General features: G+C 45.9%; 12 protein-coding genes. 6 read left to right on the top strand and 6 right to left on the bottom strand.

The genetic code is table 11. The annotated features are described in order from the left end of the window. Positions 1-26: 26 nt before the first annotated feature. Together JFN88_RS22090 and JFN88_RS22085 are read left to right on the top strand one after the other, a co-directional pair. Positions 27-794 carry a LamB/YcsF family protein gene (locus JFN88_RS22090; protein WP_199021505.1) on the top strand — a complete coding sequence of 256 codons (768 nt, stop codon included), beginning with the start codon at positions 27-29 and terminating at the stop codon, positions 792-794. Beyond that, complete coding sequence (locus JFN88_RS22085; protein WP_199021504.1) at positions 791-2,935, top strand: putative bifunctional diguanylate cyclase/phosphodiesterase; 2,145 nt, start codon at positions 791-793, stop codon at positions 2,933-2,935. The genes JFN88_RS22090 and JFN88_RS22085 overlap by 4 nt, the downstream gene beginning before the upstream one ends. Before the next feature lie 409 nt (positions 2,936-3,344). On the opposite strand, the gene fabI is transcribed toward JFN88_RS22085, so the two are convergent. The 3 genes from fabI to JFN88_RS22070 all read right to left on the bottom strand — a co-directional run bounded on the left by fabI (position 3,345) and on the right by JFN88_RS22070 (position 8,425). Continuing rightward, on the bottom strand, positions 3,345-4,124 hold the full coding sequence (gene fabI, locus JFN88_RS22080) for an enoyl-ACP reductase FabI (RefSeq protein ID WP_199021571.1): 780 nt from the start codon (positions 4,122-4,124) through the stop codon (positions 3,345-3,347). Positions 4,125-5,141: 1,017 nt separating this feature from the next. After that, complete coding sequence (locus JFN88_RS22075; RefSeq protein WP_199021503.1) at positions 5,142-6,179, bottom strand: ribonucleotide-diphosphate reductase subunit beta; 1,038 nt, start codon at positions 6,177-6,179, stop codon at positions 5,142-5,144. Positions 6,180-6,199: 20 nt separating this feature from the next. Beyond that, positions 6,200-8,425: a ribonucleoside-diphosphate reductase subunit alpha gene (locus JFN88_RS22070; protein WP_199021502.1), complete on the bottom strand. Its 2,226-nt coding sequence runs from the start codon at positions 8,423-8,425 to the stop codon at positions 6,200-6,202. A gap of 313 nt (positions 8,426-8,738) precedes the next feature. On the opposite strand from JFN88_RS22070, the gene JFN88_RS22065 reads away from it, so the two are divergent. The 4 genes from JFN88_RS22065 (at position 8,739) to JFN88_RS22050 (ending at position 12,829) form a co-directional block, all read left to right on the top strand. Then, positions 8,739-10,412, top strand: a complete 1,674-nt coding sequence (locus JFN88_RS22065) for a copper resistance CopC/CopD family protein (protein ID WP_233168287.1) — start codon at positions 8,739-8,741, stop codon at positions 10,410-10,412. Between the two features lie 21 nt (positions 10,413-10,433). After that, on the top strand, positions 10,434-11,306 hold the full coding sequence (locus tag JFN88_RS22060) for a sensor histidine kinase (RefSeq protein ID WP_199021501.1): 873 nt from the start codon (positions 10,434-10,436) through the stop codon (positions 11,304-11,306). Positions 11,307-11,309: 3 nt separating this feature from the next. After that, the gene (locus tag JFN88_RS22055; protein ID WP_199021500.1) at positions 11,310-12,053 is read left to right on the top strand and encodes a response regulator; all 744 of its coding nucleotides are present in this window, start codon (positions 11,310-11,312) and stop codon (positions 12,051-12,053) included. Positions 12,054-12,169: 116 nt separating this feature from the next. Beyond that, entirely contained in the window at positions 12,170-12,829 is a 660-nt protein-coding gene (locus JFN88_RS22050) for a YcnI family copper-binding membrane protein (RefSeq protein WP_199021499.1), read from the top strand. Between the two features lie 134 nt (positions 12,830-12,963). On the opposite strand, the gene JFN88_RS25510 is transcribed toward JFN88_RS22050, so the two are convergent. From JFN88_RS25510 to JFN88_RS22035, 3 genes are read right to left on the bottom strand one after another with little or no spacing between them, the layout of a single operon-like run. Further along, on the bottom strand, positions 12,964-13,164 hold the full coding sequence (locus tag JFN88_RS25510; protein ID WP_199021498.1) for a bacteriocin-like WGxF protein: 201 nt from the start codon (positions 13,162-13,164) through the stop codon (positions 12,964-12,966). A 50-nt stretch (positions 13,165-13,214) separates the two neighbouring features. Next, complete coding sequence (locus JFN88_RS22040) at positions 13,215-13,832, bottom strand: ABC transporter ATP-binding protein (protein ID WP_199021497.1); 618 nt, start codon at positions 13,830-13,832, stop codon at positions 13,215-13,217. Beyond that, on the bottom strand, positions 13,829-16,006 hold the full coding sequence (locus tag JFN88_RS22035; RefSeq protein WP_199021496.1) for a DUF1430 domain-containing protein: 2,178 nt from the start codon (positions 16,004-16,006) through the stop codon (positions 13,829-13,831). The genes JFN88_RS22040 and JFN88_RS22035 overlap by 4 nt, the downstream gene beginning before the upstream one ends. Positions 16,007-16,390: the final 384 nt, after the last annotated feature.

Genomic DNA, 16,390 nt, shown 5'->3' with positions numbered 1-16,390 from the left:
AAATTTCGATTAAAGGGGTCTTCTACTTGAAAAAAATAGATCTGAATTGTGATTTGGGGGAAGGCTTCGGACCCTACTCCTTTGGGCAAGACGAATTGCTGCTTCCATATATATCCTCCGCTAATATTGCCTGCGGCTTTCATGCCGGCGATCCCCATTCGATGCGGGACATGGTTGCCAAGTGCCTTGCCGCTGACGTAGCGATAGGGGCGCACCCGGGATTCCCCGACCGTTTGGGCTTCGGTCGCCGCGCTATACAGGTCACGGCCCGGGAAATTTATGATTATCTGCTCTATCAGATTGGAGCGTTAAATGCCTTTGTCCAAGCTGCCGGGGGAGAACTTTCCCATGTGAAGCCGCACGGAGCACTCTATCATATGGCGGGCAATCAGCCGGAGCTTGCAGAGGCCGTCATTCAGGCGCTGCTGAATTTGAACCCCCGGCTTATTCTGTTTGCCCAATCAGGAAGCCTGCTTCTGGAACTTGCATCCGCAGCCGGTCTCCCTGTCGCCGCAGAAGCATTTGCTGACCGCACGTATCAGCAAGACGGCAGTCTGACACCGAGGACAAGCTCCGATGCGCTTATTGGCGACGCTCAGTTTGCACTTGAGCAGGCCTTGTCCATTGTGTGTGAAGAACGGGTATTCACGCCGGAAGGCGCAGGTGTTCCAATCCATGCCGATACCATATGTCTCCATGGTGATGGCATCCATGCGGCTTCATTTGCAGCGATGCTGAATGAAGGGCTGCGGTCATCAGGGGTTAGCGTTGCCGCGCCAGGGAGGAATGCATGACAATAAAAAGGGCGGAACTCAAAACAATTGGCGTTGCAATTGCAGCAGGGTTGAGCTTTGCCATCATGCTGTTGCTTCGTGATTCAATCTATGCCGTATTTGAATTTCAGGATTATTTGCCCTTTCAGACGATCATCAAATTTTTCAGCTTTGCGATGTGCTTTTCCATTGTTTTTCTGGGAGCGGTCTTTTTCGTACAGACGTTGACCAGACAGCGCCTGCTTTCTGCGGCATTATTTATCGTAATAGGCCTGCTGGAGCTTGCCGACATGCTTTCCTTATGGGGAATGTCCTTTCTTTATAGGGATGCAGGCAATACCTACAACTACGGCGTAATCAGCAGTGTGGGACAACTTGTGATGGCGCTTGGCATTTTCATTATTTTTACCCGGGATGACAGACAGGTACGGGCTTCTGCACGAGGCGTTCCATTTACGCTTGCTCTTGTCGGGGGAGCGCTGTTATGTGCGTCCGTCCGATTTGTGATGCACGAGTTTCCGGAATTTATGGAAAGCAACGCTTATGACATGATTCATAATGCGATGAGGATGCTTACTTTGGGGCTGCTCACAATGTCTATTATTATGGTCATGTATCGGCATCGCGAGGCACGTCCGCAGGCGCTGCTTCTGATTATCCAGTCCCTCATCTTCTTGTTTTTTGCCAATATTGCACTGATGATTTCGCGCACCGCCTGGGATACCGATATGATTGTGGGTTATCTGTATAATCTGGTCGGTTACTATTACTTGCTCAGGGGAATTTACTACGTGACAATTGAGGAGCCGCACCGACAGCAAAAACAGGCCGAAGAACGCATCAATTTCCTCGCTTATCACGATGAGCTGACCGGACTATCTAACCGCAGGCTGCTCAGGGAGCGTCTCGACTCGGAACTTACCCGGGCCAGGAGCAGCGGTAAAAAAATGGCGGTTATTTTGCTCGACATTGACCGCTTCAAGACGATTAATGATACGCTTGGCCATTCTGTAGGCGACGAGATTCTTGTAGCGGTTGCAGGCCGACTCCAAAGCATTGTTCCGTATCCCGAATGCGTATTCCGCATGGGCGGCGATGAATTCACGATTATTCTGCCCTATTTGCGAACGACGGAGGAGGCGACGGCGACCGCAGAGGCAGTTATGCGCTTGTTCCATTCGCCAATTATGCTCCAAGATGCTGAATATCACATTACAATCAGCCTGGGCATCTCCTTTTACCCGGATAATGGGGACAGTGTGGACGTACTGGTTAAAAATGCGGATGTGGCGATGTACAGCGCCAAGGCGCAGCGAAATGATTTCAAGCTGTTCGCGCCGCAGATGAATGAGCGGGCGGGGGAGCGGCTGCGACTTGAAAATGACCTGCGCAAAGCATTGGAGCAACGGCAATTTGTGCTGATGTACCAGCCGCTTGTTGAATTAGAGACGGGCAGAGTGGTCGGAGTAGAGGCGCTTGTCAGATGGAATTACCCGGAGCGCGGAATGATTCCGCCTGGCGAATTTATTCCATTGTCCGAAGAGACCGGCTTTATTCTTCCTCTGGGGGAGTGGGTGCTGAGCGAAGCTTGCCGTCAAAATCGCCAGTGGCAAGACGAGGGCATACCGCCGATTATTGTCTCTGTCAACTTATCGATGCGTCAGTTCAAGCAGTATCAGCTCGTCGAGCGGGTGCGAGCAATACTGATGGAGACGGGGCTGGAAGCCAAGTATTTGGAGTTGGAAATTACCGAAAGTTTGACGACGGAAGTCGATTATGCCGTAGAGACGCTAAATAAGCTCAAGGCATTGGGCGTACGCATCAGTGTGGATGATTTCGGAACCGGGTATAGCTCCTTGGTTTATTTGAAAAAGCTTCCCATCGACAAGCTGAAAATTGACCGCTCCTTTGTCAGCGATATCCTCCATGACAACAATGATGCGGCAATTGTCTCGACGATTGCGGCCATGGCCAAGCATTTGAAGCTGCGAATTACCGCTGAAGGGGTAGAAACGATGGATCAGCTGGAGTTTTTAAAAGAGCAGCATTGCGAAGAGGCGCAGGGCTTCTACTTTTCCGAGCCTATTCCGGCTTTGGAGTTTGCTGAGTGGATACAGACGCAAGGCTCACAGAAGAATAAAGTGCAATTGGCATTAGGATAAAACTGAACGATTTGAGCGGATTAAACTGAAAACAGGCCTGGATGTCCTCTGTGGAAGGGCAATTGGCCCGTTTTGTCTGTCAAATGGTGGACACCGCATACGGATAAGTTGTCGAAGTGCTCTTAGGTTGATATACCTATATATAGAGGGCCGATTATGAGATAATGCTATATCTTGTAATGAGAATTTGAAGGCTTACTATAGGTGGCTGTCCACCATTTGATAGACAAATTCATCATTTTGTCTACTCCCAGTGGATGTTATCAGAATAGCAAAAATAGCTCCAATCATGCCGATTCCGGCTGCTTCGAGCGTTTTGGCTTCCGTCAGGATCACGCTGAATACGAATCTACACATAAACAAATGGTGCTGACTCGCGTGATCGCAGGGGCACAGCACCATTTCTGTTTTAATAACCCACAATGTGGAAACCGGAGTCTACGTGAATGACCTCGCCAGTGACGCCTCTGGACAGGCGGCTGAGCAGGAACAAGGTGGCATCGCCAACCTCATCCTGGTCGACGTTGCGGCGCAGTGGGGCCTTTTCCTCCATTGCTGTAATAATGTCATTAAATCCGGCAACCCCGCCTTTGGCAGAGAGCGTGCGGATCGGTCCGGCAGAAATCGCATTGACGCGAATTTGCTCCTTGCCCAAATCTTCAGCCAAATAACGGACGCTTGCTTCAAGAGATGCTTTGGCGACGCCCATCACATTATAGTTGCGCACCATCCGTTCAGCGCCCAGGTAGGATTGGGTTACAATGCTGCCGCCCTCAGTCATCACCCCCCGCGCTTCTCTTGCCATAGCGACCAGAGAGTAGGCGCTGACATCATGCGCCAGTTGGAAGCCCTCTCTTGTCGTAGCAACGAATTCCCCTTGCAGGTCATCCTTTTCCGCAAACGCGACAGAATGGGCCAGTCCATGAATGACGCCGACCTTCTCTTTGATTTCTGCAAATGCAGCCGCGATGCTCTCGTCACTTGAAACATCACATGCGACGCACAGCAGCGGCTTTACGCCGTTCTCATCCAGCAGTTGGGTCAGTTTTTGGAAGGAGCGTTCCTTCCGGTACGTGAAAATCAGATTGGCTCCTGCTTCATGCAATGATTTGGCAATGCCCCAAGCAATGCTGCGAGAATTCGCAATTCCTGTAACGACGATATTTTTTCCGCTCATTAATCCTGGCATTCCAGTAGTTGTCATACTTGATAAACCTCCGATAGTAAATCTGCTGCTTTAATTGTCTCTGTACCAGACACTAGAGGTCAGAAATTTATTACAAGATATTAGTACCTGATACTAAACGAGATGATACTCTTATCATAATGCTCTACGGTTTGATTTGCAAGGTCGGGCAGACGTTATGGGGATTTAGGGATTAATAACGCAATCCACTTGCATAGTTGTGCTGGAATTTTATTTGGTTATTCATTGAATAGTTCATATTGAATTATTGGAACGTATCACTTATGATGAGAAGAATACTGGATGCTTTTGCTAAGGGGTTTAAAAAATGTCTGGCATTCTAACCTAGAAATTTTCGAGCAATTCAGGTGCGAATGTGAAGTGCACATGATTTTCCCGGTTCCTTCGCACCTCGAAACTTGTCGAAATAACACGAAAAACTTTCGTTTTGTAAAAAGTCAAGTGCCTATCAATATTCTTTTGGCATCGTTAAACTGAAAAACTAGAGAATTTATGCTTTACATAGCTATTTCATGCCTATTTTCGCTGTCGCACTCTATGTGAGTGCGTGGATTGAAACATAACTCTCGTAGGCTGCAGACTTGGTTTGCGTGTCGCACTCTATGTGAGTGCGTGGATTGAAACTTTTAAAAAAAAGCACTCCCTCATAATAAGGAGTGCGTCGCACTCTATGTGAGTGCGTGGATTGAAACAGATCCCGAACCCAAGGATGCTGCGCGACAAGCGGTCGCACTCCATGTGAGTGTGTGGATTGAAACAATCAGGCCGTCATTAAAATTGATGAGGTCAATGTCGCACTCCATGCAAGTGCCTTGAAATTTGCGTTGCAAAGGAAAATGATGAATTAATTCTTGGGTCGATAAATAAAATGAGCGGCATTCCTGAGGGAGTGCCGCTTTTTTCTGCGCGATATTCAGTTTTTGCCCTTCAAGGGGGGCAAAGCTCGTTTGCGCCTGACAAACAACTGTGCTGAACCAGCTTTATGGACATTTCCGCCCGCTACAAGTCCCCCCAATTCATATTCGATGACTTGCTGTAGTTCGTAACCTTTTGCTCGAAGAAGTCGGTTTTCATGCCGTTCATATTGCTGAAGCTCTCGACCCATTTCATCGGATGCTCGGTGACTTCCGGGTAGAGAATGTCGAGACCCAGCTTCTTCAAACGCTCATTAGACAGGAACTTGATATACTGGTCGATAATCTCATTCGTCAGGCCGGCAATCTGGTTGTTCGTAATATATTGCCCCCACGCAATCTCATGCTGGACCGCCGTGCGCATCATCTGGCGCAGTTCCTCGATAAGCACGGGTGTGAACAGCTCCGGGTTTTCCTTGCGAATCTCGCGGAAGATGCCTTGGAACAAGGCCAGATGCGTCAGCTCGTCACGTTGAATATATTTGATTTCCGATACGGTTCCAAGCATTTTGCCCTGACGCCCGAGCGCGTAGAAAAAGCTGAATCCGCTGTAAAAGTAGATGCCCTCCAAAATATAGTTGGCCATAATCGTCTTGATCAGGTTCTGGGCTGAAGGGTCGGCAATGAAATTCTCGTACAGATCGGTGATGAACCGATTGCGCTTCAGCAGATTTTTATCCTCTCGCCACAGATTGTAAATCTGATCACGCACTTCCGCAGAGCAGACACTGTCGAGAATATAGGAGTAGCTCTGACTGTGAACCGCCTCCTGAAACGTATGCACGGTCAGGATCAAATTGACCTCCGGCGCTGTAATATATTCGTTGATATTCGGCAGGTTGGCGGTTTGCAGAGAGTCCAGGAAGATCAGGAAACTGATGATTTTGTCATAGCTGTTGCGCTCGGAATGAGACAGATTTTTATAGTCCTTGGCGTCCTGCGCCAGCGGGATTTCTTCAGGAATCCAGAAATTGTTCATCATCGTCCTGTACATCTTGGTCGCCCAGTCGTACTTTACGTTGTTGAGCTCGATCAAGTTGGTCGTATTGCCGCCGATCATCCGGCGCTTGCCCCAATCCCTGTCTCCATCCTCGTTGAACAGCTTTTTTCGGCTCAGTTCCATCCGTGCTTCCTCCTTCTAAATTAAGAGCTGCAGCTCACACAATCCTCGACCTCAAGGCTCTGGTTGCGACAGTAATAGACCGTCTTCAGTCCGTGTTTCCATGCTTCCATGTACAGTTCAAGAAAATCTTTGGCCGTATAATCTGGCGTAATATACAGGTTAAAAGATTGCGCCTGGTCAATATGGCGCTGGCGGCGTCCCGCGGCCTTGATGCTCCAGTGCTGATCAATATGATGCGCCTCTTTGTAAAACCAGAACGTATCCTCATTCAAATCAGGAGCCGTCTGCGGAATGACGGCATTTTTCTTTTCCTCAATGAAGAATTTATTGAAAATCGGATCAATCCCGGCCGTCGAACCCGCGATCAGCGAGGTGGAGGCTGTCGGCGCAATCGCAAACATCCAGGCATTGCGGACGCCATGCTCGGCAACGCTTTCCTTCAGTGTCTGCCACTGTGGGCTGTCGTAGCCGCGCCGCTCGAAATATGCGCCGCTCTGCCATTCACTTCCCTCGAACGCAGGGTAGGCGCCTTTCTCGCGAGCGATCTCCATCGATGCCAGAATAGCACAATAGTTAATCCATTCGTAGAGCTCATCCGCCTGCTCCAGATGCTCGTCGCTTTCCCAATTGATCCGGTTCAGCGCCAGCCATTGATGGTAGCCGCTTGTTCCAAGCCCGACAGCACGGTATTTGCGGTTCGTAATTTCCGCTTGGGGGATCGGATAATGGTTCAGGTCAATAACATTGTCCATCATCCGCATCTGACATGCGACTACCTTGGCAATATCCTCCTTCTTGCGGGTGCGTCCCAGGTTCAGGGAAGAAAGGTTGCATACTACATAGTCGCCGCTTTTTACCTGCGTTGTTATGATGCCATTCTCATGCGTCGTTGACACATATTCGGTCGCGCTCATATTTTGGCAAATTTCGGTACAGAGGTTGGAACAGTAAATAATGCCCTTGTGCTTGTTCGGATTCGCCCGGTTCACCGTATCGCGGTAAAATACAAACGGCGTCCCCGTCTCAAAGGCACTCGCAAGTATCCGTTTCATAATTTCAATCGCGGGAACCTCTTCTCTGGACAGTTCAGGATGGTTCACGCATTCCTCATAACGGCGCTCCCATTCCTCGCCCCAGGCATCCTCAAGAGACCATCCCATCAGCGAGCGGACTTCATGGGGATCGAACAGGTACCATGAGTCACGATCCTCGACCTTGCGCATGAACAGGTCCGGGATGCAGACGCCCGGGAAAATATCATGGGCTTTCATCCGGTCGTCTCCATTATTCGTTTTGAGATTCAAAAAATCAAAGATATCCTTATGCCAAACGTCCAGGTAGATCGCAACAGCTCCCGAACGAACGCCAAGCTGATCGACGGCAACGGCGGTATTGTTATAGTTTTTGATCCAGGGGACGACTCCGCCCGCAACGCCTTTGTACCCCCGAATATCCGAGCCGCGGCTGCGCACTTTGCCGACATAGATGCCCATGCCGCCGCCGAATTTGGACACCTGGGCGAAGCTCGCGTCTACATTGTAGATGCCCCACAAATTATCCGGGACCGTATCGATAAAACAGCTTGAGAGCTGATGAAACGGCTTGCGCGCGTTCGCCAGAGTCGGGGTGGCAACCGTCATCTGGAGACGGCTGAGCACATCGTAAAATTTGCGCGCCCAGCTCAATTTGTCCTGCTCCTTCATCGCAAGATGCATCGCCACACCCATGAACAGCTCCTGCGGCAGTTCCAGAATTTCACCGTCGAAGCCCTTGATCAAATAGCGGTCGCTTAACGTTTTCAAGCCGATGTAATTAAAGAGGTAATCGCGTTCGGGAACAATATAAGTACCCAGTTCACGGATTTCCTCTCGGCTGTAATGATCCAGAATGTAACGGCCATAAAAGCCTTTGTCTGTTAAATAAGTGATCAGGGAGTAAAAATCGCCGTAGCCAAAATAACCGTATTTACGATTAATCTGTGCTTCCTTGTACAAATCATAGACGAGCAGCTTGGCCGCGACATATTGCCAGTTCGGCTGCTCTGCGCTGGTTTTCTCGACGGCAACTTGAATGAGCGTGCGCTGAATTTCCTTGGTCGTAATATGGTTGCGAAAATAAGGCAGCAGCGCCGTCTCCAGTTCCAGAGGATCACAGCTTTCAAACCCGTCACAGGCAAAATCGATGACCTTTTTCAGCTTGGAAAAAATAAGCTCTTCCTTCTGTCCGTTGCGTTTTACGATGTCCAAGGCAATTCACTCCCTGTCGTTATAAAAAGATCGATAACACAATATATAGGTTATAAAATTAAAATTACTACAATATATGGTATGTGTCAAGAAAGTCTCATCATAAGAATTATTCAAAAAATGGGAAGACCTTTTTGACGTCTTTGTGAAGCAGGATGCGCAGGAAAAAATAATAAGTATACTTAAGCAAGGGACCGGGCTGTTTTTTAATCTGCTATCTGATAGACTTATCGAAAGATCATAATTTTACATTTGAAATTTTTTCTAATGATCGTAAACAATAGAATGAGGAAAGCGAAGGTGTTGTTAAAGCATGTGGAATAACCGTATCGCTGGGGATCGCATGACGTTAAAAAGAGGGATTGCGCCGGCCCTGTTGATCCTGATGATGCTGGCGTCATGGGCATATGCGCCAATGCAGGCTCACGCACATGCTACCGCCGAATCGATGGTGCCGGAACCGAACACGCAAATGAACGAGAGCCCTCCAAAGGTCGAAGTTCATTTTAATGAACAGATCGAAACCGGAATCGGAGGCATTCAGGTTTTGGATTCCACCTCTAAGCCGGTAACGGAGAACAAGCATACGGTCTCCGAGAATCGCAAAGAAATTTCTCTTGAGCTGCCGAAGCTTGGTGAAGGCGTATATACGGTGTCCTATTCGATCGTATCTGCGGACGGTCATCCGGTGTCCGGCTCCTATATCTTCGTCGTTGGCAATCCGCCTAACGCCAGGGATGCATCCGCCTTTGACCTGCATAAGCAGTTGGGACATTCCGGGCATGGCGCCACGACAGAAGTCACCGTAAGCGAACTCCTGCTATATCTCAGCAGAGGGCTGTATTATGCCGCGCTGCTGCTCAGTACGGGACTGATGCTTTGGTATGGCATGTTGCGAAATAAGACAGAGGTACATCGCAAACTGTTCGGCAAATGGGGACTGTGGACGATTCGCGGGTTGCTCATTGTCAGCCTGTTTTACGTCTTCATTCATGCCCGTGAGCTGATGGAAGGGCAGCCGACATCGGATTGGGCCAAGCTGTTTACAAAGACCGAGGTCGGAATTTCCTGGCTGATTCTGCTCGTTCTGGCGCTGCTGGGCTTCCTGGTGCTGAAATCCGGCTCGGCAATAATCAAAATACTATGGGCTGCCGCATTGCTTGTGCTAGAGGGTTTCAACGGCCATGCCGCTGCCTATGAGCCGAAATGGTATGCGTTGCTGCTTGATATTGTCCATTTGGCCGGGTCGGCAATCTGGGCTGGCGGTCTGGCCTTCCTGCTGGTGCTATGGCTGGAGGAGCGCAAGGATGCCGGACGCTTCGCCGCAGCATTCTCGCGAGTTGCCTGGATTAGCATTGTGGTGCTCACGATAACCGGACTGCTCAGTACCTTCCTGTTCCTGCCGGATTTATCTTATTTGTTCTATACATCATGGGGAATCCTGCTTGTGATCAAGACAGTTCTCGTGTTGTTTGTCATCGTGACCGGCGCATTCCTGAGATTCCGAGTGCGGCGCGGCGACTTGCCTTCCGGTACGCTGCTTAAAGTGGATGTTGGCCTGATGGCCGCAATCATTATCGTCGTTGGTATCTTTACGTATATTAGTCCGCTTCCTGCGAATACACCGTTTTCCAAACATGTGATGGGGACGGATAAGCACTTTACGCTGCGGATTACGCCGAATGTTCCCGGCGAGAACCGGTTTACCGTCAAGATCTGGCTGCCGGAGAAATCCGGCGAGGCGACAGAGCCGAAACGGGTTAAATTATTGCTTCGTTCGCTGGATAAGCCGGATCTTGGAGCTATCGAAGTTCCGGTGGAACCTTACAAGGATGAAGAGATCGACGCTTTTCCGGATTTTACGAAGTCCACTTATCAGGCGAAGGGTCCATTCATTCCGTTCCCAGGCAAATGGATGGCAGAAGTTCGCATCCTGACGCCGGAAGATGACGAGATTGTATTCACGGAAGAATTCCGGAATTATTAATCTTGATGAGGGGGAGCAGCCTTGACATATAAGCAGCTTAAGTGGTTGATATTGTCAATCCCTACGTTGACAATCGGTTTGTGGGAGTATTTGCGGCATACGCTGCTGCTCCCTTATGTTTCCATGGAGCTAGGCAATTTGCTGGCTCCTTTTATTGTGTTTTTTGTCACCATTACGCTGCTGCGCAAATTGTTTGTCGTGCTGGAGCACGCGCAGGACTCGCTGCGCAGAGAGCAGTCGCTTAAGGCCGCGCTTGAGCAGCGGCAGCAGTTGGCGCGCGAACTGCACGATGGCATTTCCCAGTCCTTATTTCTGCTCTCTGTCAAGCTGGATAAGCTGGATCAGGTGCAGAGCAGCATTGAGGGCAAGCAGCAGACGGAGCAAATTCGAGAGACGGTCCGGCATGTCTATGACAATGTCAGACAGTCGATCGCGGCGCTGCATAGCAGTCCTGTTGTGACCGACAAGCCGTGGATGCAGTCCATGCACAAGCTGCTGGATGAAATTCGCGAGGACAGCGGGCTGCAGCTGACACTGGACTGGCAGCTGGCCGATGCCTGGTTGACGCCAAGGCAAAAGGTAGAGTTGCTGGCAATTTTGCGGGAGGCGCTCATAAATGTTCAGAAGCACGCGAGGGCTACCACTGCTGTCATTCAATGCTATCCGCATACAGATAACGGCAGAGGGTTCGTCTGCACAGTGACAGATAACGGCATCGGGGCAGACGCAGAGAATTTTAAGCGCAAAGGCTGCTATGGCATCAGGTCAATGGAGAGCCGTGCTGCGGCAATGGACTGGCGGCTTGAGATCGGTCTTCCCGATAGGAATCACAACCTTCCGGGAGAACATGGCCAGGGGACACAGGTGACTATTATAAGCGAAGGGAGCGGATGAAGAATGGCGGACCGGGTACGTACCGTCCGTGTTCTGATCGTGGATGACCACCCGCACGGGCGAGAGGGCATGCGCACGGTGCTGGAGTCGGACCGGACATTTGAAATTGCGGCTGAAGCGGTGAATGGCGAGGAGGCAATTCGGCTGGCATCCGAGTTGGAACCGGATCTAATCTTGATGGATATTAATATGCCGGGTATGGGCGGTCTGGAGGCTACGCAGCGAATCAAGGCTGCGCAGCCCTATATTAAAATTGTCATGGTTACCGTATCCGATGACATTACCGACCTGTTCGAGGCGATCAAGCGAGGGGCGCAAGGCTATTTGCTTAAAAATTTAAAACCGTCCTCCTGGCATGAATACTTGCGGGCGATCGCGGTGGATGAAGCGCCAATGTCGAAAGAACTGGCCTTTCGAATTTTGCAGGAATTTTCATCGCGGGCCCGGTCCGGCACGGCGGAAGATGATCCGATTCAGGGAGAGCAGGCTCAGGCGGCCGCGGCTTCTCGCCGCAGATCTCAGGGCGGTGTTCCTGTTTCTCCGCTCACGCCGCGGGAGACCGAAATTCTGGAGCGTGTTGCCAAAGGAGAATCCAATCGTGAGATCGCTTCGCTGTTTCATCTCTCCGAGCACACGGTCAAAAATCATTTGAAAAATATTTTGCAAAAGCTCCATCTGGACAACCGCGTACAGCTAGCCCGATATGCAATGGAGCAGGGCATTGCAAAAGGCCCTTTCTCCAACTGATCATTTAGCTCACAGTTTGTTCACGGACATATAGCCCTTTTGAGTCATGTCTTATTGCCGAGAGATGATTATACTTGGGTACAGATACGATTACCAAGTTGAAGAGGGGTTCTTGAATGAAAAAGTTATTAAGCGCGGCACTCATTTCCATGGCGCTGTTTTTGTTTGCGGGGATTGCAAGCGCGCATGTTACGGTTCGTCCTGCAGAAGTAAGCCAAGGTTCATATGAGGTGTTTGCCGTTCGGGTTCCGAGTGAGACCAGTGGAACCACAACAAAGGTAATTGAAGTACGCGTTCCCGATGGTGTTGAAGTTTTGCGCATTGAGCCAAAGCCGGGCTGGACTTATGAGCTGACCAAGGGAGAAGGAGACAAAATTACCGCTATCAAGTGGACGGCTGAAGGCAAAGGACTCGAAGTAACCGAGTTTACCGAGTTCCGTTTCCAGGGCAAGGTTGGCGCAGATGCCACCGAGCTTAACTGGAAGGCTTATCAGACCTACGCGGACGGCAGCAAGGTAGACTGGGTCGAAGCATCAGACGGTCAGCATCCTGCATCGGTCACTGTCGTAAACGCTGGAGCAGGCGGCAGTAATCAAGGCCACGGCGCAAGCGTCGGCACAACCACTCAGCAGCCGGCAGATCAGGCAGGCGGTCAAGAGGAGAAGGCCGCAACAGCAGGCTCCAACAGTGTGGACCGTGGAATGGCAATTGCGGCGCTGGCACTGGGCGTAATCGCAGTTATTATCGCGCTTGTGCGCAAGCCGCGCAAAGCTTAGTTAATTGGCTGGGGAGAAGGTTGGCATACGAGCTTCAGTTTAACGAAAGTTTGACCAGATATTTTCTGAATATTTTAATGAAGCGAAATACCGAATACTGCTCCCTGGGCTTAGGCGCAGAGAGCAGTATTCGATTACATGTTTCGCGATTTTTCTTTTGAGAAGATTAAAGAAATTAATAATGTAAGTACAAATATTATTGCAATGAATATCCCCCAATAAATAAAAACATTTTCAAAGGAGATATTAAAAACACGAAAAATAATCCGATGTAAGACCAAAGCAACAATAATAATTATACAATTAATTAATGATATCCCTAGATGTTTCAACATTTTATCCTCCAGAATATTATATACTTACAAGAGTTACATCCTATTGATTTCTACAGTTCGATATTTTTATCAGATTGTTTAGCAATCTCTGCATCATGGGTAACACATACAATTGTTTTTCCTTTTTGCTGTAATTCATGGAACAAGGAGAGTATTATTTTTTTGTTGTGATGATCTAAATTTCCTGTCGGTTCGTCAGCAAAAATAATATCACATGGTTTTAAAATTATTCGGGCAATTGCTAATCGCTGTTGTTCACCGCCACTTAATTGATAAATCCTTTTCTTTAAGTAGCTCCCGTCAAGTTTTACTTTTTCGAGCACTCCTATCAACTCATTTGAACTTACCTTTTTAGAGTATTGGGTTGATAAAAGAAGATTTTCTTCAACAGTGTTTTGATTCATAAGTACATAATTTTGGAAAATATAGCCAAAATGAAATCTTCTTAACCATTGGGTTTTCTTACGATCCGGATTTAAAATATTTCGAACTTTAACTGTTCCTTTATCAGGGACGTCTAATAAACTCATTATATTTAGAAGTGTTGATTTTCCTGAACCACTTCTACCTGTAATTGTAACAAATTGATTTGTGTCTATATTTATTGAGAAGTTTGTCAACAGTGGTCTTCCTTCATAAGATTTATTTACATCCTCTAGTTGAATCATAAACTTTCTCCTTTAAGAATTTTTCCCATATGCTGACGATTTAAGTATCTGCTATATAAATAAATAAGGATCATGTCAGTACCAATTAATAATAGTGTAGATAGTATAACAATTTCTGTATGCAGCCAAAAGAAAACTAATATACCTGAAATAAAATAAATACAAATAGAACTCAAAATTAATAGCTTATTTGTTTTCCAATAAGAATATCCAAATAAAAATTTAAGATAAAGTTGGTTGGCATTTGACATGTAGTAGCTCCAAACAAATACAATCAAAAAAGCACAAGAGAGAATAAACATAATAGAGAGTGCGACAATTTGCTGTAACAGTTGTTGTGTCAACCTCACTATCTCTGCGTTATTTTCTTGATAAACAGATGTAACATAAGGAATGTAGCCTAAAGTTCTTGTTTCTTTTAAATATCCAATAATATTATTATATGCATTCCCTTGTGAGTCATCGTAAAAATATAAACTGGTTGTCGTATAAGCACCAATAAAAGATGAGTCCACACTCTCATTAAAAATTATCGCTATAGGATCTACAATTTTATTTTTATTTTTAGGATCCCCTAAACTAGAGTTAAATGTAAAGTAAGACTGTGAGTTACTGGTATATATAATATTTATGTCTAAATCTGTTATATCAATTGTATTTAATGGAGCCCCTAATTCTTCATTATATATATTGTTCACTCTTACCTTTTGAAAGTAAAAATTCTTTAGATAATTCTGTTTTATTGATTGCTCATATTTCTTGAATTTTTCAGGTACTAAAAGATTCAAAATCATCGGGTTAGAGTTCAATTGATCCAGAATCTCTCTCTGATTGGCAGCAAGTATGGGGTTAATTTTTAAATAGTTTTCATTAATAACGATACTACGACCACGCGGTAAATAAAATTGTTCCTCACCTTCTGAATTATATTCAAACAGATATTTACCTCTTATATCCTTGTGATAAATTTTAACAAAATTAGCTGCATAAATAAGGAATAAGTCTTTATTAATTTTCAAAGATTGGTATAAATTTTCGAATTGATCATTAAGATATTTTTCTTTTTTTAAATCTCCGGATATATTTAAAGGACCTACTTGAATTCTATATATGTTTTTGGTTTCATTCCAATATGTTTGATTGGCTAATTTTTGATTTAAGTCCAATGCTTTCATAAATGAGAAAGCCGTAATCGATAAGAGTATCATGCTAAATATAGCTTTAAGAATTACAGAGGATATTTGGTAATTTTTAAAAGGCGGGCTTCCTTTCAGACTAACACTATCAATACCTGATTGACGAATAAAAAAGAGGCTGATTCCCAATAAGACCACTGTAACAAGCAACATTATCAACGAAATAATTATAGAGACAACTACAATATCAATCAAATAGTAGGTCTGGTTATAATATATAGTTAAAGTAATAACTAGAGCTTGCCCAGTAACAATAATTATAAGAATTGATTTAAATACTGGTCTAATAAAAGCAAGAAAACTACTGAAAACAGTATAGCCCCACAATTGGTGAAGATAAAACTGTGTCCGATTTTGAATCATATAATAGAAGATAATTATACTATAAGAAACGAGTGCAAATAGCACAACAAGAAATAGAGTTACATTTACCATTAAAAACGGGTTAGTTTGAACTTCTTCAAAACGAACTTCACCAAAAGATGAAAATGCTTGACGGGCTCGCTCAAGTAATTCATTATCCGATTTCGATAAATAAAAACTTCCACCTAATCCTACATTTCTAAGTTGATGAAAGTCAAAGTATTTAACCTCCAAGTTAGAAATAGGGAATGCAATAGTCCCGCTTTGATTCTGATCTATCACTGATTTGTTAGAAATGTAATTATTATCATACGGCCATTCACCACTGATAAGGCTAATATGAGAATCGCTCTGAATGTTAGATGAGTATATATGAAGAGTATGCTCATTAATGAAATGGTAACGGGATATATTTACTCCTTCATCCACAGAAAAGTCCACTAACTCTTGAATTACATTTGTTGATGTAGTTCTTTCTTCTTCAAAATAATGTATAGTCATGAGTTTATAATCATCATAAAGTATATTGGCAATTTGTTTTTTGAACAAGGCATCAAAGCTGAATAAGCTGATGGCTACTATTAAAAGTAGAAATGTTAGTAAGACTTTCTTCATAATGACTGCTCCTCTACGAAAACGGATTTGTCATCATTATGATGACAAATCCATAAATCCTAATTTCTACCTGGTATCCCAATTTGCTTTATTGCCTGAAGGAGTTGAGTAAATCCATGAATACGAAGATCCTTCATCCTTTTCTTTCCATGGTCCTTGAATAGTAGAATGAAAATTTCTCCTCATCACACATCACTCTTTTTTGCATGTGATAAAGTAATTGGGGCATACTCCCAGAAGAAACCCAACTAAAAGTATAAATCAAAATAAAAGATAGTTTCAACCTTTATTTTGATATTTTTATAAAATAGTTCTATTTTACCATGTAAAGGATAATTATCGAAAGAGACATATTCGATTTTCCAGCATCTCATATACATAAAC

It is taken from the genome of Paenibacillus roseus (assembly GCF_016424485.1).
In the GTDB taxonomy this organism is placed as follows: domain Bacteria; phylum Bacillota; class Bacilli; order Paenibacillales; family Paenibacillaceae; genus Paenibacillus_D; species Paenibacillus_D roseus.
This window is presented reverse-complemented; position numbering and strand designations above follow the sequence as displayed.